This window comes from Stenotrophomonas sp. YJH_SMC_131, from assembly GCF_059367975.1.
Window position 1 is genome coordinate 776574 of the sequence record NZ_JCAFRJ010000001.1, and the last position, 19111, is coordinate 795684.

Consider the following 19111-nt stretch of genomic DNA (forward strand, 5'->3'; position numbering starts at 1 on the left):
GCTTCGGGCGGGCCCTGCGGTAAAGTAGCGCCATGAACGAATTCGAGCGCGTGCGCACCTACCTCACCGACCTGCAGGACCGCATCTGTGCGGCGATCGAGGCCGTCGATGGCCAGGCCCGCTTCCAGGAAGACCTGTGGCAGCGGGCCGAGGGCGGTGGCGGGCGTACCCGCGTGCTGCGCGACGGCGCGGTGTTCGAGCAGGCCGGCATCGGCTTCTCCGATGTGGCCGGCAGCCGCCTGCCGCCGTCGGCCTCGGCCAACCGCCCGGAACTGGCCGGCGCCTCCTGGCGCGCCACCGGCGTGTCGCTGGTGTTCCACCCGCTCAATCCCTACGTGCCGACCACCCATGCCAACGTGCGCTTCTTCCAGGCGCAGCGCGACGGCGAAGTGGTGGCCAGCTGGTTCGGCGGCGGCTTCGACCTGACTCCGTTCTACCCGTTCGACGAGGACGTGCAGCATTGGCACCGGGTCGCACGCAACCTGTGCACGCCGTTCGGCGACGAGCGCTATGCCGCGCACAAGCGCTGGTGCGATGAATACTTCTTCCTGCGCCACCGCAATGAAACGCGCGGCGTCGGCGGCCTGTTCTTCGATGACCTGCACGGCGATTTCGAGCGCGATTTCGCTTATCTGCGTGCGGTCGGTGATGGCTTCCTCGACGCCTACCTGCCGATCGTGCAGCAGCGCAAGGACGCCGCATATGGCGAGCGCGAACGCGAGTTCCAGCTGTACCGCCGCGGCCGCTACGTGGAGTTCAACCTGGTCTACGACCGCGGCACCCTGTTCGGGCTGCAGAGCGGTGGCCGCAGCGAAAGCATCCTGATGAGCCTGCCGCCGCGGGTGCGCTGGGAGTACGGCTTCACCCCGGAAGCGGGCAGCGCCGAGGCGCGCCTGGCCGACTACCTGGTGCCACGCGACTGGCTCTGATCGTCCGGCGCCACGCCTGATCCGTGGCGCCTTCTTACGCCTGTGGTGCGCCCCGCGCCGGACAGGCCCTGCACTGCCTCCTTCAAGGATGACCCCATGCCTGCTGCTGTTCCCTTCCGCCCCCGCGCCGCGGGCTGGCGCTCCCTGCTGTTGCTTGCATTGGCCTCGGCCAGCCTGCCGGCCGCCGCGCAATCGATGGCCTGCGGCACCTACAAGGACGTCGACGGCAACACCACGCTGACCATCGAAAGTGAAGGCCATGGTTTCCTGTCCGGCCCCTACCAGGCCACCGAGCAGCTGCGCATCGCCCGCCAGGAGGACGTGCTCGGCACCGGCAACCTGTCCACCGGCCGCCTGGAAAACTGGTACTTCTCGGACAACGATCGCACGATCAGCACCCCCTATCGCGAATTCACCCGCGAGCACACCGCCGTCTGCAAGACGATGCCGGAGCCCATCGAGGGCGGCTGCGTAATGAACACCTCCGAGTGCCTGGAGGCGTTGCCGGAAGCCGAACCGCTGAAGCTGCATGCCTGGTGCGCCGAAGGCGTGGGCGCGGCCTGCATGCAGCTGCTGGAGACCTACCAGCGGCAGGCCAAGGACGCAGCGCCGGCGCCTGCACGTTCCGAGCCGCCGATGCCGGAGATCTGCAAGGAGGATTCGGCGTCGTTCAATGCCGAGGGCTGCAGGGCGATCGCCGAGGTGGTCGGCGCCGAGATGATGGGCAAGGCCGTGCTCGGCCTGCAGCATTCGAACGACCCTGTCTTGCCGTCCGCGCAGCTCGATGAACTGGCCGCACTGTGCCGGCAGCAGCACGGCGAGGCGTTCTGCGCCGACGTTGCCGAGGCGCTGTGGAGTGGTGGGCGCCTGTTGCAGGCCCATGACGCGCTGCAGCTGTCGTGCGCCCAGCGCGCGGAGGGCGTGGCCTGCGGCCGCGCCGAGGCGCTTGCCCGACTGGCCTCGGTACCGGCCGCTGCACTGGCCCCGGTGCCGGCTTCCGCGCTGCCCTGTGGGAGCTATGAAGCGGAGTACGGCGTGCTCTCGCAGCTGCGCTTCCTCGATGGTGGCCTGGTGGAAGCCGGGGGCCGCGACCAGCGCCTGCGCGCGAGCCTGCAGGACGGGCGCATCCTCATCCATCGCGACGTCGGCAGCGACTTCGTACTGCAGCCGCTGAAGAACGGAAACCTGGCCAGCGTCGACGGCGGCAACCGCTTCGCCTACTACGAGCGCAAGCCGGGCTCAGGCAATGCCAGCTGCGCACCGCCGGTGGCCTTCGTGGAGATCCCCCTGCCGCTGGACTGCCCGACCCTGGACCGCAAGGACGGCGCCAAGGCCTGCTGCACCGATGGCAAGCTGCTGGGCTGCAAGGTTGCCGGCGAGGCACTGTTCAAAAACGAACAATGGGCCGCATCGCGGTCCTACTTCCAGACGCTGTGCAGCGCGGGTGTGCGCGAAGGTTGCCTGGCAATGGCCGCGGTGTATGCGCATACCGCGGATCCGAAGATTCCGCAGGCCATGGCGGCGATCTGCGCGAAGGACGGCAAGGGCACCCACGTCGCCTGCGATGTGGACGCGACGCGCAACTGGCCGGCGCTGAAGGCTGAAGCCGCTCCCTGAGGCCAGGCACCTGTTGAGCCGGGCATGGGCCCGGCGCTACGAGGTCAGGTGCTCTTCCGCGCGATGATCGTGATGTGCCCGGTCGTCTCCAGCAAGGCGATCTGCACGTCCTCGATCCGCAGCCCGCCCTGTTGGCGCAGCGCGGCATCGAAATCGGCCCGGCTGATCAGTTCGCGGCGGAGAACGCCCTCCAACAGCCGGCCATCACGCGCGATCACGGTGGGCTCTCCTTCGATCATCCGCTCCATGCGCCGATTCCGGGTGGTCAACCAGCCCACCCCGTAGTTCAGCACGATCAGGGTGGCCGCCAGCAGCAGGCCACCGCCCAGCGAGGTGTCGGTGCCCAGCAGCGCGTTCTGCACCGCGTTGCCCAGCAGCACGATCAGCAGCACGTCGAAAGGCGTGATCTGCCCCAGAGCCCGCTTGCCGCCCAGCCGGACCATGCCCAGCACCACGACATAGACCACCACCGCGCGCAGGATGAATTCCCACCACGGCATGGCCAGGGCGAACAGGTCGGGCATGGTCTTCCCCTGCGGAACGGTGGCCCAGCCTAGCATCTGGGGTCAGATCCCTTTGCCCGGCGGGCAAAGGGATCTGACCCCCAGTGTGTGTTCCGTTGGCGCAAATAAAAAGCCCCGCTGACCAGGGGGAGGTCAACGGGGCCGGGGAACGGGCACTTGGGGAGGAGTCCCCGTTCCGAGATCTGCTCCAGGGGATGGGAGAGATCCACAACAGGCGTTGCGCCTGTCGGGAGTTATAGAAGCACTTCGAACACTAACGGTTCGTGAAGGGGCCCCATTTAATGAATTTCAATAGGGGCAACATTCATGGTCGAGTCAGAAACACCCGACTCATGAACAAATTCACGTCGTTTTCGGCCTGAAACACCGTCAGTGCGCTTCGTCCCAGTTGTTGCCGACGCCCGTGTCGACCACCAGTGGCACCCGCAGTTTGGCCGCTTGCGACATGCGCTCCACCACCTGCAAACGCAGGTCCTCGACGAAACTGCTTTCGGTTTCGAACACCAGTTCATCGTGCACCTGCAGGATCATCCGTGCCGGCGCCCCGCTGTCACGCAGCCACTGGTCCACATCCACCATCGCGCGCTTGATGATGTCGGCGGCAGTGCCCTGCATCGGCGCGTTGATCGCCGCGCGTTCAGCACCGGCACGCAGGCCCTGGTTGCGGGCGTGGATGTCGTTCAGGTACAGGCGACGGCCGAACAGGGTTTCCACGTAGCCCTGGTCACGGGCCTGCTGGCGCATCCGCTCCATGAAGTCGCGCACGCCCGGGTAGCGGCTGAAGTACAGCGCCACGTAGTCCTGCGCCTGGCCACGGTCGATGCCCAGGTTGCGGGCCAGGCCGAAGGCGCTCATGCCGTACATCAGGCCGAAGTTGATGGCCTTGGCGGCGCGGCGCTCGTTCGGGGTCACTTCCTCCAGCGTGCGCCCGAACACCTCGGCGGCGGTGGCACGGTGTACGTCGGCGCCCTGCTCGAAGGCACGCACCAGGCCCGGGTCCTCGGACAGGTGGGCCATGATCCGCAGTTCGATCTGCGAATAGTCGGCCGCCAGCAGCTGGAAGCCTTCCGGGGCGATGAACGCGCGGCGGATGCGGCGGCCGTCCTCGGTGCGGATCGGGATGTTCTGCAGGTTCGGGTCCGACGAGGACAGGCGGCCGGTGGCGGCACCGGACTGGTGGTAGCTGGTATGCACCCGGCCGGTGTCCGGGTTGACCATCTCCGGCAGCTTGTCGGTGTAGGTGCTGCGCAGCTTGGCCAACCCGCGGTAGTCCAGGATCACCCGCGGCAACTCATGCTGGTCGGCAATCGCCTCCAGCGCCTCTTCATTGGTGCTGGGCTGGCCCTTCGGGGTCTTCACCACCGCCGGCAGCTTCAGCTCGTCGAACAGCACCGCCTGCAGCTGCTTGGGCGAATCCAGGTTGAAGCTGCGCCCGGCCAGCTCGGTGGCCTTCTGCTGCGCGGCCAGCATGCGCGAGGACAGGTCCTGGCTCTGCCGGCGGAGTTCGTCGGTGTCGATCCGCACGCCATTGGCTTCAATGCTGGCCAGCACCGGCACCAGCGGCATCTCGATGTTGCGGTACACGCTGTCCAGCGCCGGCTCGGCCAGCAGCTGCGGCTGCAATGCGTGGTGCAGGCGCAGGGTGATGTCGGCGTCCTCGGCGGCGTAGCGGCTGGCTTCGTCGATGCCCACCTGCGAGAACGGGATCTGCTTGGCGCCCTTGCCGGCCACGTCCTCGAACTTGATGGTGCTGTAGCCCAGGTAACGCAGCGCCAGCGAATCCATGTCGTGGCGGGTGGCGGTGGAATTGAGCACGAAGCTCTCGAGCATGGTGTCGTCGTGGTAGCCCTGCATCGCCACGCCGTGGCGGCGCAGCACATGCAGGTCGTACTTGCCATGCTGGCCCAGCTTCTTCTTCGCCGGGTCCTGCAGCGCCGGGCGCAGTGCGTCCAGCACCTGCTGCATGGGCAGCTGGGCCGGCGCACCCGGGTAATCGTGGCCGACCGGAATGTACGCCGCCCTGCCCGGCTCGACGGCCAGGCTGATGCCCACCAGGCGCGCGCGCATCGCGTCCAGCGCATCGGTCTCGGTATCGAAGCTGATCAGTTCGGCCTGCTGCAGGCGTTCGACCCAGGCCTGCAGCTGCTCGGCGGTCAGCACGGTCTCGTACTCACCCGGCGCGGACAGTGCCGGATCCAGCGTGCCAGCGGCGGGCGCCTCGACGCTGCCACGGGCGAAGCCAGCGGCGGTGCCGCGCAGGCTCGGGGTCGCCTCGCTGGCGGCCACCGGTGCCGGCACCGGCGCGCCCAGCTCCTTCAGCGCCTGGGTGAAGCCATAGCGCGTATACAGCTCGGTCAGCTCCGGCACATCCTGCTCGCGCAGGGCCAGCGTGGTCGGGCTGGCGTCCAGCTGCACGTCGGTACGGATGGTCACCAGCTCGCGGTTCAGCGGCAGCCGCTCCAGTGCGGCACGCAGGTTCTCGCCGATCTTGCCCTTCATGGCCGGCGCGGCCGCCATCACGCCGTCCAGGTGCTGGTACTCGGCCAGCCACTTGGCGGCGGTCTTCGGCCCGCACTTCTCCACGCCCGGCACGTTGTCGACCGCGTCGCCCATCAGCGCCAGCAGGTCGATGATCTGGTCGGCGCGCACGCCGAACTTCTCCATCACCGCCGCATCCGAATCCATGCGGCTGCCGGTCATGGTGTTGACCAGTTCGATGCCCGGGCGCACCAGCTGGGCGAAGTCCTTGTCGCCGGTGGAAATGGTCACCTTCAGGTCCTGCGCCAGGCCCTGAAGGGCCAGCGTGCCGATCACATCGTCGGCTTCCACGCCGGGGACGCGCAGGATGCTGATGCCCAGCGCTTCGACGATGCGGCACATCGGCTCGACCTGGCTGCGCAGCTCATCGGGCATCGGCGGGCGGTTGGCCTTGTACTGGTCGTACAGGTCGTCACGGAAGGTCTTGCCCGGCGCGTCGACCACGAACGCGACGTAGGCCGGGCGCTCCTTCAGCGTCGAACGCAGCATGTTGACCACGCCGAACAGCGCGCCGGTGGGTTCACCCTGTGCATTGGACAGGGGCGGCAGCGCGTGGAACGCGCGGTACAGGTAACTGGACCCGTCGATCAGGACTAATCTGCTCATGTGCCGATTCTACGCGCCCGTGCCTGCACCGCGGCGACACGGCCCGTACACCGCGATGGGGCATAATCAGGGCTCTTTCCAGGCAAAGGCCCCGCCGATGAAGACCCTGATGCTGGCTTCCCTGCTCCTGCTCGCTGGCTGCGCCAGCATGGGTGGCGCGGGCGCCCCCCCGGTGGACGTCAAGGGCGCGGATGTATCCAAGCGCACCATGGACAACGGTGACACCATCGAGGAATACCGCGTGTCCGGCCAGCTGCGCATGGTCAAGGTGACCCCGTCGCGCGGTGCCCCGTTCTACATGTACGACAAGAACGGCGACGGCCGCATGGACAACGACAAGGACGGCGTGTCGCCGGTCTACTGGAAGCTGTACAGCTGGTGAGGTGACCGGGGTTGTGACCGGGGGCGGATCCCTTTCCACAGGAAAGGGCTCTGACCCCCTCGAAGCCACCGGCACGGCCCCGATCCCCCACAAAAAACAACGCCGGCGCGCATCCTGCGGCCGGCGTCGGGTCCCCTCCCCGGGAACGCTTGAATCAGCGGGTATGGATCAGCGGATGACCAGCACCGGCAGCGTGCTGCGTGCCAGCACTTCGGCGGTCTGGCTGCCCAGCAGTACACGGGTCACGCCACGGCGGCCGTGCGAGGTCATCACGATCAGGTCGCTGTTGCGCTCGCCGGCGGTCTCGATGATGCCGTCGGCCGCATAGCGGTCCAGCACGTGCACCGGGTTGGCGGTGATGCCCTGCTCGGCGGCCTTGGCCAGCGCCGGCTGCAGCACCTTCTGCGCGCCTTCCTCGCGGTCGGCCTTGTATTCGGGGCTGTTCATGTAGCCCACGCTCCAGCCCATGGCGTCGTACATGCCGACGGCCCACGGCTCGGAAACAGTGACGATATCGACCTCGGCGTTGAGGTCCTTGGCCAGCTCCAAGCCCTTGGCCAGGCCCTCGTCGGCCAGTTCGGACCCGTCAGTGGCAATCAGGATGCGCTTGTACATGGTGGGGCTCCGTGGCGGTCTGCCAGATGGGAACGACACCATTGCACACCGTATGTGCAGGCGGCGCCTTGAGCAGGATCAATCCGGCGCCGCGCAGCGGCGTGTGCGCACCGTCACGTGGTCCGGGGGACAGGCTCGGCCCGCCCTCTTCTGTAGAGCCGAGCCCGTGCTCGGCTGCTTCTGGCGGGAAGAGCAGCCGAGCATGGGCTATGCCGGTCGTCCTGACCGGCACCCTTCGGGCCGTCGCAAGCGACGTTGGCAGCGGCTCCTGCCGCTACCTTCGGCTCTACAACAACGTCGCTCAGGCGATCTGCACGATGCGCGCGTTCTGGCACAGCGGGTAGCTGGCCACGAACTCGTCAATCGCATCGCGCATCGCCTCGAACGATTGGCCGTACATGTACAGCGCGGTCTCGGTCGGGCCCTGCCACCAGCTGCAGATCTCGCCCAGGCCGTCGATGTTCCCGGACAGCTGCTCGAACACGTGGTTGGAATCGCACTGTTCGTAGACCTCGTCCGGCAGGTTCAGGCCATCCAGGTAGATGCCCAGGCCTTCGGTCACGCCGAAGCTGCGATCGGCCTCGCCTGCGCCCTGTATCTGCGAACCCTTCGGTGCACCCAGCTGCTCCAGCAGGTCGATCAGCTTCGGCACGCCCGCGGCATCGACCAGTGCCACTTCGATATCGCCGTATTCGACCTCACCCAGGTCGGACATCGCGGTGCCGCCGCCGGTCAGCTCGCCCACCTGGGCCGCCTGCAGCAGCGCGTCGAGCGGATCCTCGAACAGTTCGTGGCGGTGCTCCGGCTGCAGCCGGGCGTTCAACTTCACGGTGACGTGCAGCGTGGGTTCGGTCATGGGGGCGTTCCTGGAAGAAGTGCCACCTATTGTAGAGCCGAGCCCATGCTCGGCTGCTTCTGGCCGGAAAAGCAGCCGAGCATGGGCTCGGCTCTACAACAGCCTGTCAACGCAGGAACGGCGTGACCTTGCGCTTCAGCAGTTCCACCAGCACCGGGTCCATGTACTCGTAGTCATCCGGAATATCCAGGCAGATCACCCGCTTGCCGTTCAACCAGGCCTTGTAGCGGCTGGACAGCCGGTTGCGGTGGGCGCGCTCCATCACGAACACGATATCGGCCCACTGCAGCAGCTCGGGGCTGAGCACTTCCTCGGCGTCGGCCAGCAGCCCGGCCGAGGCGGTCTCGATGCCCGGCCAATCGGCGAATACCTGCTCGGCCGTCGGGCTGCGCAGGCGGTTCTGGCTGCAGAGGAAGAGCACATTGCGGGTCATGAGCGCAGCCTAATGGGGGCAGAGCCCTTTTCCAACGGAAAAGGCTCCGGCCCCAACCACGTGCATTCCGCGATGGGGTCAGAGCCCTCCCTGCGGGAGGGATCCGACCCCTCGACGGCGATCAGATCACCGTCAGGTTGGCGTAGGCCATCACCAGCCACTTGCTGCCGGCATCAGCAAACTCGACCTGCACGCGGGCGTGCGCGCCGCTGCCTTCGTAGTCGGTCACCATGCCTTCGCCGAACTTGGGATGGGTAACCAGCGCGCCGAGCTTGACCGGCGGCGCCTCGATCGAGGCATGGCCCATCACCCGGCTGGCGCCCATCGAAGCCGGGCGCGAGACCTGCACCTTCGGGCGCACTTCGTGCAGCAGTTCGCGCGGAATCTCGCGCAGGAAGCGTGACGGCAGGCTGTAGTTGTCCTGGCCGTGGATGCGGCGCGATTCGGCATAGCTCAGCACCAGCTTCTGGCGCGCGCGGGTGATGCCGACATAGGCCAGGCGGCGCTCTTCTTCCAGCCGCCCGCTTTCCTCCAGCGAGCGTGCGCTGGGGAACAGGCCTTCTTCCAGGCCGGCCAGGAACACCAGCGGGAATTCCAGGCCCTTGGCCGAGTGCAGGGTCATCAGCTGCACGCCCTCTTCGCCCGCCTGCGCCTGGCCCTCACCGGCCTCCAGCGCGGCATAGGCCAGGAACGCGACCAGCTCGTCCATGTCCTCGCCCACTTCCTCGATGTCGTCGGCCCGGCGCACGAAGCGCGAGGCCACCGAGACCAGTTCGTCGAGGTTGTCGGTGCGCGACTCCGAGTCCAGCGCATTGCGGCTTTCCTTGCTCCAGTGCTCGCGCAGCTGCGAGCGGGCCAGCACGTGGTCCACACGCTCGGCCAGGGTCATGTGCACGGTCTGCGCCTGCAGCTCGTTGACCAGCCCCAGGAAGCCGGCCAGCGCATTGCGCGCGCGTGCGGCCAGCGCGTTGCCCTGGGTGACCAGCATCGTTGCTTCCCACAGCGAGATACCCTGCGCGCGTGCCTCGCGGCGCACTTCGTCCAGCGTGCGGTCGCCGATGCCCCGGGTGGGCGTGTTGACCGCGCGCTCGAACGCGGCGTCATCGTTGCGGTTGGACAGCAGGCGCAGGTAGGCCAGCGCGTCCTTGATTTCGGCACGCTCGAAGAAGCGCATGCCGCCATACACGCGGTACGGCACCTGCTCGCTCAGCAGCGCCTCTTCCAGCGCGCGCGACTGCGCGTTGCTGCGGTAGAGCACGGCCACTTCGGTGTAGCTGCCACCGTCGCGCACCCACTGGCGGGCGCGCTCGACGATGTAGCGCGCCTCGTCCATCTCGTTGTACGCGGCGTACAGGTCGATCGGCTCGCCGTCACCGCTGTCGGTCCACAGCTGCTTGCCGATGCGATCCGGGTTGTGCGCGATCACCGCGTTGGCAGCGCCGAGGATGTTGGCGGTGGAGCGGTAGTTCTGCTCCAGGCGGATGGTCTGCGCGCCCGGGAAATCGCGCAGGAAGCCCTGCACGTTCTCGACCTTGGCGCCGCGCCAGCCGTAGATGGCCTGGTCATCGTCGCCGACCACGAACACGTGGCCGGAATCACCGGCCAGCACGCGCACGAAGGCGTACTGGATGGCATTGGTGTCCTGGAACTCGTCCACCAGGATCTCGCGGAAGCGGGCGCGGTAGTGCGACAGCAGCGCCGGGTTGTCGCGCAGCAGTTCGTGCGCGCGCAGCAGCAGCTCGGCGAAGTCGACCAGGCCGGCGCGGTCGCAGCGCGCCTGGTACTCGATGTAGGCCTGGCGCATGGTCTCCAGCCACGCGTCGTGCGGTTCGGGCTGGATGTGCTGCGGGCGGCGGCCCTCGTCCTTCTGCGCGTTGATCCACCACGCGATCTGCTTGGGCGGGTACTTGCCGTCGTCCAGCTCCAGCGCCTGCACCACGCGCTTGACCAGCCGCAGCTGGTCGTCCGAATCCATCACCTGGAAACCTTCGGGCAGCTTCGCGTCCTGCCAGTGCAGGCGCAGCAGGCGGTTGGCCAGGCCGTGGAAGGTACCGATCCACATGCCACGGCTGCCATGGGGCAGCTGTGCGTCGATGCGGTGGCGCATTTCGCCGGCCGCCTTGTTGGTGAAAGTCACCGCGAAAATGCCGTGGGTCGGCACGCCGTCGACTTCATGCAGCCAGGCGATGCGGTGGGTGAGTACGCGGGTCTTGCCGGAACCGGCACCGGCCAGCACCAGGTGGTGGCCGGGGGGAGCGGAGACGGCTTCGCGCTGGGCCGGGTTCAGGCCATCAAGCAGGTGGGAGACATCCATGCCCCCATTTTACGGCATCGCCGTCGCGGCTCCTGCGACCACCTGGGTGGCCAGTGCCTGCGCCTGCTGACGCAGTTCAGGCACCGCCAGGCTTTCCCACAGGCTGCCGATGCGCAGGCTGCCGAGTACGCCCAGCCGCGCCTGCGGCTGGCCACCGGCGGCACGCAGGCGGTCGCCCGGCACTGTGCTGTCCAGGCCCAGCCCGTGCGGGCCGGGGCGGGCCAGGCCATCGCTCTGCAGCTGTTGCAGCAAGGGATTGCGCAGCGCGCTGGCGCGGGTTTCCACGCCGGTGGCGTTGATCACGCCGCCGATCGTCCAGTGCTGATCCTTGCCGGAGGCGTCGCGACCCGACAGCCGCAGGGCATCGCCTTCGCGGCCGATGCGTTGCAGGCGGGACCGGTGAATACGCAGTTGGCCGCTTTCGATCAGCGCCTGCAGCTGTGCGTCGACCTCTTCGGCGATGCGGTGGCGATGCACGTCCCAGTAGCGCACCACATGGCGCAGGAAGCGGCGCTGGTCGGCCGCGTCGAGGCTGCACCACAGTGCCTGCCCGTGCGGACGGATGCGGTCCATCACCCCCTGCCACGGCAGGCCGTCGGCCTGCGCCTGGCGCGCGAACCCGCGCAACGCGCGCAGGCGCTGGCGCAGGCTCATCGGCAGCAGCGCAGCCGGGTCGAACGCGGGCAGGCCGCCATGCGCATGCGGCAGCGGCAGCAGGCCATGGCGCGAGATCACGTGCAGGGGGCCGGTGTGGCCGGCAGCAACCAGCGCCAGCACGGTGTCGGCCATGCTCAGGCCGGAGCCGACGATGGCCACGGCCTGCTCACCGGCCAGGGTGCGTATGCCGTCGTAGTCCCAGGCCTCGATCACGTCATCGGCGGGCAGTGCCTCGGCACCGGCTACCGGCAGCGGCCGCATGCTGTTGCCGGTGGCGAGCACTGCCTGTGCGGCGTGCAGCGTCTGGCCATCGCCGAGTGCCAGCTGGTAGCCGTGGTCATCCGGCTGCAGGCCCAGTACCGGCTGCACGATCACCTGCAGCTGTGCCGGGCTGGCCGCGGCGGCCTCCTGCAGGCGCTGCTGCAGGTACGCTGCAAAGTAGTGGCGGCACACGTAACGCTCGCCCAGCACCTCGCGCGCCTCGCCCGGGTAGGCGTTGGCGGCCATCAGGTAGTCGAGGAAATCGCCGGGCTGGTCGGCAAACGCACTCATCTTCGCCGCCGGCACGTTCAGCAGGTGCTCCGGCCACGGCGTGGCATAGGCGATGCCCTGCGCCAGCTGCGAAGCCGGTTCGAAGATGGCCAGCGCCAGCGGCGCCTGGGCCTGGCGCAACACCTGGATCGCCACCAGCACCCCGGCCGCACCACCACCGATGATTGCCAGGTCCAGTTCGCCATTACGCGGTGAATCAGTCATGCGCCGATTGTAGGCCATCGGCGATGACGGGCCGGATTGCCGAAGCGGGCGGTTGCCGCCGTTTCACATCAACGCATCGGCCAGCCGTGCGATGCCTTCGCGGCTGCGCCGCCACGTGGGACGGCTGCGCCACTGCTGCAGGTCCAGCTGCCGCGACTCGCGCAGGTAGCCATCCTCGATCGCGCACAGCTGCTGCACCAGCGCACGGTCGTAGCAGACCAGGCCGATTTCGGCATTCAGCGCGAACGAGCGGATATCCATGTTGATCGAGCCGAGCACGGCGATGTCCTCGTCCACGCTCATGTGCTTGGCGTGCAGGAACTGCGGCTCGTACAGCGCGATGCGCACGCCACAGCGCAGCAGCTCGTCGTAGTAGGCCTCCTGCGCCCACGACGTCAGCCGCTGGTTGTTGCTGGCCGAGAGGATCAGCTGCACCTGCACGCCGGACAAGGCCGCAATGCGCAAGGCGCTGAGCGTGGCTTCGTCGGGCACGAAATACGGGGTGACCATCACCAGCCGGCGCCGCGCCAGGTGGATCAGCGCCGCCACCGCATCGCGTGCGTTGCTGTACGGATAAGCCGGGCCGCTGGGCAGCAGCTGGGTGGCGATGTCGTCGCTGCACTCGGGCACATCGGCGATCACGTCCAGGCGCTGGCCGGTTTCCATGTACCAGTCGCTGGCGAACACCGCTTCCAGATGCGCCACCGCCGGGCCGCGCACGCGCGCCACCAGCTCGCGGTTCGGGTGGCCAGGCACGAACTGCGGGCCGGCCAGGTTCTGCGAACCGACATAGGCCACTTCGTTGTCGATCACCGCGATCTTGCGATGGTTGCGCAGGTCCATGCGCCCGCTGCGGCGCCAGCGCAGGCCACCGGGCAGCATCGCGCGCACTTCGATGTCGCGCGCCTGCAGGCGCTTGCGATAGGCACGCAGGCCGCGCTTGGCGCCCACCGCGTCGAGCAGCACGCGGCACTGCACGCCACGTGCAGCCGCACGCTGCAGGGCCTCGACGATCGCCTCGCCCACCGCGTCGTCGAACATCAGGTAGTACAGCAGGTGCACGCGGTCTTCGGCCTGGTCGATGTCGGCGATCAGCGTGTGCAGTGATTCGTCGTAGTCGGTCAACAGATCGACGGCGTTGCCGTGCACCGGCATGAAGTCGCCCTGGCGCTGCACCAGCGGCACGATCTCGGCGCTGGCGGTGTCCGGCTGCGGTGTCCAGCGCAGGCGATGCTGCAGCGCCTGTTCCTCGCGGATGACCTGCGAGGCCTCGGCCTGGCGGCGGATGCGCTCGCGCGACAGCCATGGGTGGCCGAACAGCAGGTACAGCGGCAGGCCCAGCAGCGGCACGAAGCCCACCAGCAGCAGCCAGCTACGCGCCGCCCCCGGCGTGGTGCGGGTGGGGATCCAGCACAGTGCAACCAGCCGGATCAGCCAGTCGATCAGCAGCAGGTACGAACCCAGCAACCACTCGAACAGCATCGTGTCGCCCGTCGGGAGGTGATGGGCCATTCTGCCCACCGGCCCTTGTGGAGTCGAGCCGCGCTCGACGGCCTTCCGGTCCGACCGCACAGCAGCCGAGCGTGGGCTCGGCTCTACAGGATGGATCAATGCCGCACCGGCACCTCGCACAGCTGCCGCACCGCGTCGGCATGGCGGCGACCGTTGAGCGCCATGCAGGCGATCGCCTGTGCGGCCCGCTCCAGCTGCGCCTCCGGCAGCGGCGACGGCGCGCCGTTGGCCAGTGCCAGATGGTGGTCGCACAGCAGCAGCGCCATGCCCTCGATGCCTTGCAGCATGCGCTGCAGGCGCAGCCAGCCCAGTTCCAGGTCCTGCCGGTGTGATGGGGTGTTCATGCAACCTCCTTCAACGGATCTGGCCACCGTGAAGGTGGCGGACGATGCGTGGTTGCAATACCGGGAACGGTAGCCACCAAACCGGCGGGCGCGAGGCCCCCACGCACCGTCCGCCATAGAGGCAGATGGGTCGCCCGCCGTCGGCGGAGCTTTCCGGCAACGGCGGGCGAGTTTACTGGCTACCGATTCGACGGGATTGCAAGCCCGACCACTGCAACCGCAGCGGCCAGCCATCATGGGCACGGCGGGGCCCGTCGTTCCAATCGATTTGAACCGCGCGAGGCGGCAGAACCGGTAGGAACAATTACTTATCGCATTCGGCCCTTCACCTCAGGCAGGGTGCCATTGGCGACAGCGTGCGCAGGGAGTGCGGCAGTGCCGACCAAGGTCGGCCGCTACCGAAGTCTGCACGCCAGGCATGAAAAAACCCGCCACATGGGCGGGTTTCTTCGCGGGGACCAGCAATCCGTGCGGATTACTTGATCTTGCCTTCCTTGTACAGGACGTGCTTGCGCACGACCGGATCGTACTTCAGGAATTCCATCTTCCCCGGGGTGTTCTTCTTGTTCTTGTCGGTCGTGTAGAAGTGGCCGGTACCGGCCGAGGAAATCATACGGACCTTATCGCGCTTGCCTGCCATGATGCTTTACTCCTCAGACCTTTTCGCCGCGCGCACGCAGCTCAGCCAGAACGGAATCGATGCCGTTCTTGTCGATGGTGCGCAGTGCATGCGCGGAAACACGAAGCTTGACCCAGCGGTTCTCGCTGGCCACCCAGAAACGGCGCTCGTGCAGATTCGGCAGGAAACGACGACGGGTCTTGTTGTTGGCGTGCGAGACGTTGTTACCCGTCTGCACTCGCTTGCCGGAAACCTGGCATACGCGGGACATTGCGCACCTCGATAGTAGTAGTTGTCAGCCCGTAGCCCGGGCGACGGCGGCCTCGATGGTTGCCCACCACACGTCAAGAGAATCAAAGGGTTACGCTGGCGTTGGGCGGCCGGGGACGTGCTCCCGGGAGCGCCGCCCGGTAGAAAACCGGACACAGCGAGCCGCGCATTATGCACGGGTTCAAGCACTTGCGCAAGTTACCCACAGGCGGGGACTGGACCGGCGGGGCGGGGGGACTTCGCCAACCGGCATACTGGCCCGGATCACTGCGGAGCTTTCCATGCGGCTGCTGGCCCTGACCTACGGAACCGAAGGCGATACGCGTCCGCTGGCCATGCTCTGCCATGGGCTGATCAGCGCAGGCCACGCGGTGACACTGCTGGCCGATGGCGGCACCCTGGGCAGCGCGCAGGCCCTGGATGTGCCCCACGCGGCCCTTGAGGGTGACATCCATGACGAAGTGGTCGCCCTTGTCTCGCGGGGCAACGGTGTTGCCGCCGCCAGTACCGGTCTGGCACGGATGGCGCTGCAGCATGTCAGCGGCTGGATGCGCCAGGCCGATGCCGCCGCCGAAGGCTGCGATGCGATTCTGACCGGCGGACTGGCGGCCCTTGTCGGCATGAGCGTGGGCGAACGTCGGGGTCTGCCGGTCATCGGCACCGGCATGATTCCGCTGACCCCGACGCGAGCCTTCCGCTCTCCGTTCCTGCCGCCCGGACGCTCGCCGGGCTGGTTGAACCGGGCCAGTTACGGGTGGGTCAACGGCCTGATCTGGCGCCAGTTCCGTCGGCCGATCAACGCGGCACGCCAGCAACTGGGGCAATCGCCGCGTCGCGCGCTGTGGTCCGGCCTGCCGATGCTCTATGGCATCTCGCCGCAGCTGCTGCCGCCACCGGCGGACTGGCCGGTCGACCACATCGCCTGTGGCCAATGGCGGCTTCCTGATGCGCCCTGGACGCCGCCAGCCGATCTGCAGGCCTTCCTCGATGCCGGGCCGCCGCCGGTCTATCTGGGCTTTGGCAGCATGACCGGATTCGATCGCGAGCGCGTGCTGCCAGCCCTGCTGCAGGCGCTGGCACCGCGCCGGGTGCTGCTGTTTCCAGGGTGGGCCGGATTGCCGACGGGTGCGCTGCCAGCAGATGTGTTCGTGCTCGGCCCGACGCCACACGAAGCACTGTTCCCGCATTGCGCACTCGCCATCCACCATGGTGGCAGCGGCACCACGCATTCGGCCTGCCGCGCCGGCATTCCCTCGCTGGTGATGCCGTTCGCCGCGGATCAGTTCTTCTGGGCCGATCGCCTGTATCGGTTGGGCGTGGCACCGCCACCGTTGTCACCGAAGCGACTGGATGCAGCAACGCTGGCGGCAGCCATCACCTTCGTTGAAACCGACGCAACACGCGCACGCGCGGCGGCCCTGGGCGTGGCGATGGGCCATGAGGACGGGGTGGCCTGTGGCGTGGCGATGATCGAGCGCTGGTTACGGCCGGTGTAACAGCGGCCAGGCCTCAGCGCAGGTGCGGGATCACCTGCGCCAGCAGATGGGCATCCTTGAGCGCGCCGTGCAGGCCGCGCTGGCTGGGAATGCGCAGGCGCTGCAGCACATCGTCCAGCTTGTTGCCCTGGCCGGGCCAGCGCCCGCGCGCCAGCTTCAGGCTACAGGTGATGCGGCAATGCTGGGCCAGCGTGCCGGGAATACCGGACAGACGCAGCTCGTTGTCCAGGAAGCCCACATCGAAGGTGGCGTTGTGCGCGACCATCTCGCTGCCGCGCAGGAAGTCCAGCAGTTCGGCGGCCTTGCTGGAGAACAGCGGCTTGCCCACCAGCATCGCATCACTGATGCCGTGCACGCGCTGTGCGCCCCAGTCGACCCTGCGCTGCGGCTGCAGGTAGGTGTGGAACTGGCGGCCGGTGAGCTGGCCATCGATCAGTTCGACGGCACCGATTTCGATCACCCGGTGCCCCAGGCGGTGGGAGATGCCGGTGGTTTCGGTATCCAGTGCGACGATGCGACTCATGCGTGGCGATGTTTCCTGTTACGTGCTGTGGTGATTTTCGCATGCCGGTAGAGCCGGGCCCACGCTCGGCTGGCGCGCGTAGCGCGGGCTTGGTGATGCCAGAAGCAGCCGAGCGTGGGCTCGGCTCTACAGATGCGCGCGCGCGATCAACCCAACGCCTCCACCACCCAATCGATGAACACCCGCAGCCGCTGGCTCATGTGCCGGTTCGGCGGGAACATCACATGCATCGGCATCGGCGGCAGCTGCCAGTCCGGCAACACCGGCAACAGCTCGCCGCGCGCCACGTGCGGCTCGGCCATGTAGCTGGGCAGCGCCACCACGCCCAACCCCGCCAACGCAGCGGCCAGATAGGCGTTTCCATCATCGAAGCCGACCGTATAGCGGCCCTGCACTTCAACGCGTTCATCGCCGCGCTGTGCAATGAACACGCGTGCGCGGCCACTGCGCGGGCTGAGGAAGCCAACCATGTGGTGATCGGGCCCTTGCAGCGCGCGCGGATCGGCCGGCAACCCGAAACGCTGCACATAGCCGGGGCTTGCGCGGAAGCCGATCGGCAGCGCCGCCAGCGGCCGCGCTACCAGTGCCGGGTCGGCCGGGGTGCCACCCCGGATCACGCAGTCGACGTTGTCGGCGATGACATCGACCTCGCGGTCACTCACGCCGATGTCCAGCTGGATCTCCGGGTAGCGCGCCTGGAAATCCGGCAACGCCGGCACCAGCCGCAGCCGCGCGTACGGCCCGGGCACATCCACGCGCAGGCGTCCGCGCGGCTGGCTGGCCGCGTCACCCAGCCCGCCTTCCACTTCTTCCAGCTCGGCCAGCAGGCGGGCGATGCGCGGGTAGTAGGCCGCGCCGTCGGCGGTGACGCTGACCCGGCGCGTGGTGCGGTTGAGCAGGCGCAGCCGCAGGTGCGCCTCCAGCTGCTGCACCAGCTGGGTGGCCGTGGTGCGGCTGATCTGCAGGGTCTGCGCGGCGCGGGTGAAGCTGCCGGTTTCCACCACCCGGGCAAAGGCCCGCATCGCCTCGAAACGGTCCATGGCGGGCCATGATTGTTTGGAATTGACAATCAATCTAGGCCGATCATCGCGGTTTATCCAGACAGCGCTGACGGGGAGGATGGCGTTCTCTCCCACGGGATCTTCCCCATGTCACAGCGTGATGTCGTTTTCCCCGCCGGCCGCCAGGCCCTGTACGAGCGCAACCGCTACTCGCCTGCGATCCGTTCCAACGGCTTCCTGTTCGTATCCGGCCAGGTCGGCAGCCGTGAGGACGGCTCGCCCGAGCCAGACTTCGAAACGCAGGTGCGCCGCGCCTTCGAGAATCTCAATGCGGTGTTGGCTGCTGCCGGCTGCACGTTCGATGACGTGATCGACGTGACCGTGTTCCTGGTCGATCCAGAGAAGAACTTTGAGAAGGCCTGGGCAATCGTGCCGGAGTATTGGGGCGAGGCGCCGCACCCGACCCTGACCGGTATCGGCGTGACCTGGCTGTATGGGTTCCAGTTCGAGATCAAGGTGATCGCGAAGCTGCCGTGATACGGGTAGTGCCGGCCGCTGGCCGGCAACGCGGTGGGGTCGAAAAGCGTGTCGACCAAGGTCGACACCTACCTGAGCACATGTGCGCGGCGCACCCGAACGGTGTGGTGGGGTCAGAGCCCTTTCCGGAGGAAAGGGATCCGACCCCGCGCCCGGCCCAGCTGAACGGGAGATTCCGACGAATTCCCGAAGCGTCCATTGATATTGTATCCGGCGAAAACCGCTTGCTAGCCTGCCGTCCATGCGCTGGATCACCCGCCACCTCCGTTCGACCCTGCTGATGCTGCTGATGGCGGCATTCGTGGTCGTGCCGGTGGCCGACGCGCTGGCCTGCACGGTGGAACCGCATGCCAGCACGGTGCATGTGGAGTCCGCACCGGATGCCGATGGCGATGCCGACGGCAAGCACGTCGGTGCCTGTGGCCACAACCACTGCCACCACTCCAATCTGAGCCTGCCGGCCAGTACCTTCGCCGCCTTCGGTGCGCCGCTTCCGGCGCGCTGGATGAATGCCGGCGACGCGGCGACCTATGCGGTCGCCCAGGATGAACTGACGCGTCCTCCCCGGGCGTGAGTTGAGCG

At 67.7% G+C, this 19111-nt stretch carries 19 protein-coding genes; 6 read left to right on the top strand and 13 right to left on the bottom strand.

Annotated elements, in window-relative coordinates:
- The first annotated feature begins 32 nt into the window (after positions 1 to 32).
- Together hemF and AC5P56_RS03575 are read left to right on the top strand one after the other, a co-directional pair.
- Positions 33 to 929, top strand: a complete 897-nt coding sequence (gene hemF / locus AC5P56_RS03570) for an oxygen-dependent coproporphyrinogen oxidase (protein WP_032960638.1) — start codon at positions 33 to 35, stop codon at positions 927 to 929.
- Between the two features lie 96 nt (positions 930 to 1025).
- Positions 1026 to 2546, top strand: coding sequence for a hypothetical protein (locus AC5P56_RS03575; RefSeq protein ID WP_180835580.1), 1521 nt, complete (start codon positions 1026 to 1028; stop codon positions 2544 to 2546).
- A 44-nt stretch (positions 2547 to 2590) separates the two neighbouring features.
- Here AC5P56_RS03575 and AC5P56_RS03580 read toward each other — a convergent pair whose 3' ends face one another.
- Together AC5P56_RS03580 and polA are read right to left on the bottom strand one after the other, a co-directional pair.
- Positions 2591 to 3070 (bottom strand): DUF421 domain-containing protein, encoded by a 480-nt coding sequence (locus tag AC5P56_RS03580; RefSeq protein WP_014648862.1) that lies wholly within the window; start codon positions 3068 to 3070, stop codon positions 2591 to 2593.
- 369 nt (positions 3071 to 3439) lie between these two features.
- Positions 3440 to 6214 carry a DNA polymerase I gene (gene polA / locus AC5P56_RS03585; protein ID WP_288495466.1) on the bottom strand — a complete coding sequence of 925 codons (2775 nt, stop codon included), beginning with the start codon at positions 6212 to 6214 and terminating at the stop codon, positions 3440 to 3442.
- 97 nt (positions 6215 to 6311) lie between these two features.
- Here polA and AC5P56_RS03590 point away from each other — a divergent pair, with 97 nt between their 5' ends.
- Positions 6312 to 6596: a DUF2782 domain-containing protein gene (locus AC5P56_RS03590; protein WP_014038952.1), complete on the top strand. Its 285-nt coding sequence runs from the start codon at positions 6312 to 6314 to the stop codon at positions 6594 to 6596.
- Between the two features lie 168 nt (positions 6597 to 6764).
- On the opposite strand, the gene AC5P56_RS03595 is transcribed toward AC5P56_RS03590, so the two are convergent.
- The 9 genes from AC5P56_RS03595 to rpmB form a co-directional block, all read right to left on the bottom strand.
- Entirely contained in the window at positions 6765 to 7211 is a 447-nt protein-coding gene (locus tag AC5P56_RS03595) for a universal stress protein (protein ID WP_495231461.1), read from the bottom strand.
- Positions 7212 to 7512: 301 nt separating this feature from the next.
- The gene (locus AC5P56_RS03600; protein WP_049442082.1) at positions 7513 to 8067 is read right to left on the bottom strand and encodes a hypothetical protein; all 555 of its coding nucleotides are present in this window, start codon (positions 8065 to 8067) and stop codon (positions 7513 to 7515) included.
- Between the two features lie 106 nt (positions 8068 to 8173).
- Positions 8174 to 8500, bottom strand: a complete 327-nt coding sequence (locus tag AC5P56_RS03605) for a low molecular weight protein tyrosine phosphatase family protein (RefSeq protein ID WP_032960648.1) — start codon at positions 8498 to 8500, stop codon at positions 8174 to 8176.
- Between the two features lie 121 nt (positions 8501 to 8621).
- Entirely contained in the window at positions 8622 to 10814 is a 2193-nt protein-coding gene (gene uvrD / locus AC5P56_RS03610; protein WP_014648867.1) for a DNA helicase II, read from the bottom strand.
- 9 nt (positions 10815 to 10823) lie between these two features.
- Positions 10824 to 12245, bottom strand: coding sequence for an FAD/NAD(P)-binding protein (locus tag AC5P56_RS03615; RefSeq protein WP_288495470.1), 1422 nt, complete (start codon positions 12243 to 12245; stop codon positions 10824 to 10826).
- A 45-nt stretch (positions 12246 to 12290) separates the two neighbouring features.
- Positions 12291 to 13709 (bottom strand): cardiolipin synthase, encoded by a 1419-nt coding sequence (gene cls, locus AC5P56_RS03620; protein WP_014648869.1) that lies wholly within the window; start codon positions 13707 to 13709, stop codon positions 12291 to 12293.
- Between the two features lie 125 nt (positions 13710 to 13834).
- Positions 13835 to 14083 carry a hypothetical protein gene (locus AC5P56_RS03625; protein ID WP_032960654.1) on the bottom strand — a complete coding sequence of 83 codons (249 nt, stop codon included), beginning with the start codon at positions 14081 to 14083 and terminating at the stop codon, positions 13835 to 13837.
- Positions 14084 to 14558: 475 nt separating this feature from the next.
- Positions 14559 to 14726: a 50S ribosomal protein L33 gene (rpmG, locus tag AC5P56_RS03630; RefSeq protein WP_169411268.1), complete on the bottom strand. Its 168-nt coding sequence runs from the start codon at positions 14724 to 14726 to the stop codon at positions 14559 to 14561.
- Positions 14727 to 14736: 10 nt separating this feature from the next.
- Positions 14737 to 14973, bottom strand: coding sequence for a 50S ribosomal protein L28 (rpmB, locus tag AC5P56_RS03635; RefSeq protein WP_005411638.1), 237 nt, complete (start codon positions 14971 to 14973; stop codon positions 14737 to 14739).
- Between the two features lie 280 nt (positions 14974 to 15253).
- On the opposite strand from rpmB, the gene AC5P56_RS03640 reads away from it, so the two are divergent.
- A complete protein-coding gene (locus tag AC5P56_RS03640) occupies positions 15254 to 16468 on the top strand; it encodes a glycosyltransferase (RefSeq protein ID WP_227864164.1) in 1215 nt (404 codons plus the stop codon).
- Positions 16469 to 16481: 13 nt separating this feature from the next.
- Here the strand turns inward: AC5P56_RS03640 and dnaQ are convergent, their stop codons facing one another.
- Together dnaQ and AC5P56_RS03650 are read right to left on the bottom strand one after the other, a co-directional pair.
- Positions 16482 to 16991: a DNA polymerase III subunit epsilon gene (dnaQ, locus tag AC5P56_RS03645; RefSeq protein ID WP_014648871.1), complete on the bottom strand. Its 510-nt coding sequence runs from the start codon at positions 16989 to 16991 to the stop codon at positions 16482 to 16484.
- A gap of 146 nt (positions 16992 to 17137) precedes the next feature.
- Positions 17138 to 18031, bottom strand: a complete 894-nt coding sequence (locus AC5P56_RS03650; protein ID WP_288495474.1) for a LysR family transcriptional regulator — start codon at positions 18029 to 18031, stop codon at positions 17138 to 17140.
- 108 nt (positions 18032 to 18139) lie between these two features.
- Here AC5P56_RS03650 and AC5P56_RS03655 point away from each other — a divergent pair, with 108 nt between their 5' ends.
- Together AC5P56_RS03655 and AC5P56_RS03660 are read left to right on the top strand one after the other, a co-directional pair.
- A complete protein-coding gene (locus tag AC5P56_RS03655) occupies positions 18140 to 18529 on the top strand; it encodes a RidA family protein (RefSeq protein WP_014648873.1) in 390 nt (129 codons plus the stop codon).
- Between the two features lie 241 nt (positions 18530 to 18770).
- Positions 18771 to 19103, top strand: coding sequence for a hypothetical protein (locus AC5P56_RS03660; protein WP_014648874.1), 333 nt, complete (start codon positions 18771 to 18773; stop codon positions 19101 to 19103).
- Positions 19104 to 19111 lie beyond the last annotated feature (8 nt).

What these genes read in the sequence shown, in the direction of transcription:
- hemF (WP_032960638.1), top strand. Translation starts at nt 33, where the DNA reads ATGAACGAATTCGAGCGCGTGCGCACCTACCTCACCGACCTGCAGGAC.
- AC5P56_RS03580 (WP_014648862.1), bottom strand. Translation starts at nt 3,070, where the DNA reads ATGCCCGACCTGTTCGCCCTGGCCATGCCGTGGTGGGAATTCATCCTG.
- AC5P56_RS03660 (WP_014648874.1), top strand. Translation starts at nt 18,771, where the DNA reads ATGCGCTGGATCACCCGCCACCTCCGTTCGACCCTGCTGATGCTGCTG.
- AC5P56_RS03575 (WP_180835580.1), top strand. Translation starts at nt 1,026, where the DNA reads ATGCCTGCTGCTGTTCCCTTCCGCCCCCGCGCCGCGGGCTGGCGCTCC.
- AC5P56_RS03595 (WP_495231461.1), bottom strand. Translation starts at nt 7,211, where the DNA reads ATGTACAAGCGCATCCTGATTGCCACTGACGGGTCCGAACTGGCCGAC.
- cls (WP_014648869.1), bottom strand. Translation starts at nt 13,709, where the DNA reads ATGCTGTTCGAGTGGTTGCTGGGTTCGTACCTGCTGCTGATCGACTGG.
- AC5P56_RS03615 (WP_288495470.1), bottom strand. Translation starts at nt 12,245, where the DNA reads ATGGCCTACAATCGGCGCATGACTGATTCACCGCGTAATGGCGAACTG.
- AC5P56_RS03655 (WP_014648873.1), top strand. Translation starts at nt 18,140, where the DNA reads ATGTCACAGCGTGATGTCGTTTTCCCCGCCGGCCGCCAGGCCCTGTAC.
- AC5P56_RS03640 (WP_227864164.1), top strand. Translation starts at nt 15,254, where the DNA reads ATGCGGCTGCTGGCCCTGACCTACGGAACCGAAGGCGATACGCGTCCG.
- polA (WP_288495466.1), bottom strand. Translation starts at nt 6,214, where the DNA reads ATGAGCAGATTAGTCCTGATCGACGGGTCCAGTTACCTGTACCGCGCG.
- uvrD (WP_014648867.1), bottom strand. Translation starts at nt 10,814, where the DNA reads ATGGATGTCTCCCACCTGCTTGATGGCCTGAACCCGGCCCAGCGCGAA.
- AC5P56_RS03600 (WP_049442082.1), bottom strand. Translation starts at nt 8,067, where the DNA reads ATGACCGAACCCACGCTGCACGTCACCGTGAAGTTGAACGCCCGGCTG.
- AC5P56_RS03605 (WP_032960648.1), bottom strand. Translation starts at nt 8,500, where the DNA reads ATGACCCGCAATGTGCTCTTCCTCTGCAGCCAGAACCGCCTGCGCAGC.
- rpmB (WP_005411638.1), bottom strand. Translation starts at nt 14,973, where the DNA reads ATGTCCCGCGTATGCCAGGTTTCCGGCAAGCGAGTGCAGACGGGTAAC.
- AC5P56_RS03625 (WP_032960654.1), bottom strand. Translation starts at nt 14,083, where the DNA reads ATGAACACCCCATCACACCGGCAGGACCTGGAACTGGGCTGGCTGCGC.
- dnaQ (WP_014648871.1), bottom strand. Translation starts at nt 16,991, where the DNA reads ATGAGTCGCATCGTCGCACTGGATACCGAAACCACCGGCATCTCCCAC.
- AC5P56_RS03650 (WP_288495474.1), bottom strand. Translation starts at nt 18,031, where the DNA reads ATGGACCGTTTCGAGGCGATGCGGGCCTTTGCCCGGGTGGTGGAAACC.
- AC5P56_RS03590 (WP_014038952.1), top strand. Translation starts at nt 6,312, where the DNA reads ATGAAGACCCTGATGCTGGCTTCCCTGCTCCTGCTCGCTGGCTGCGCC.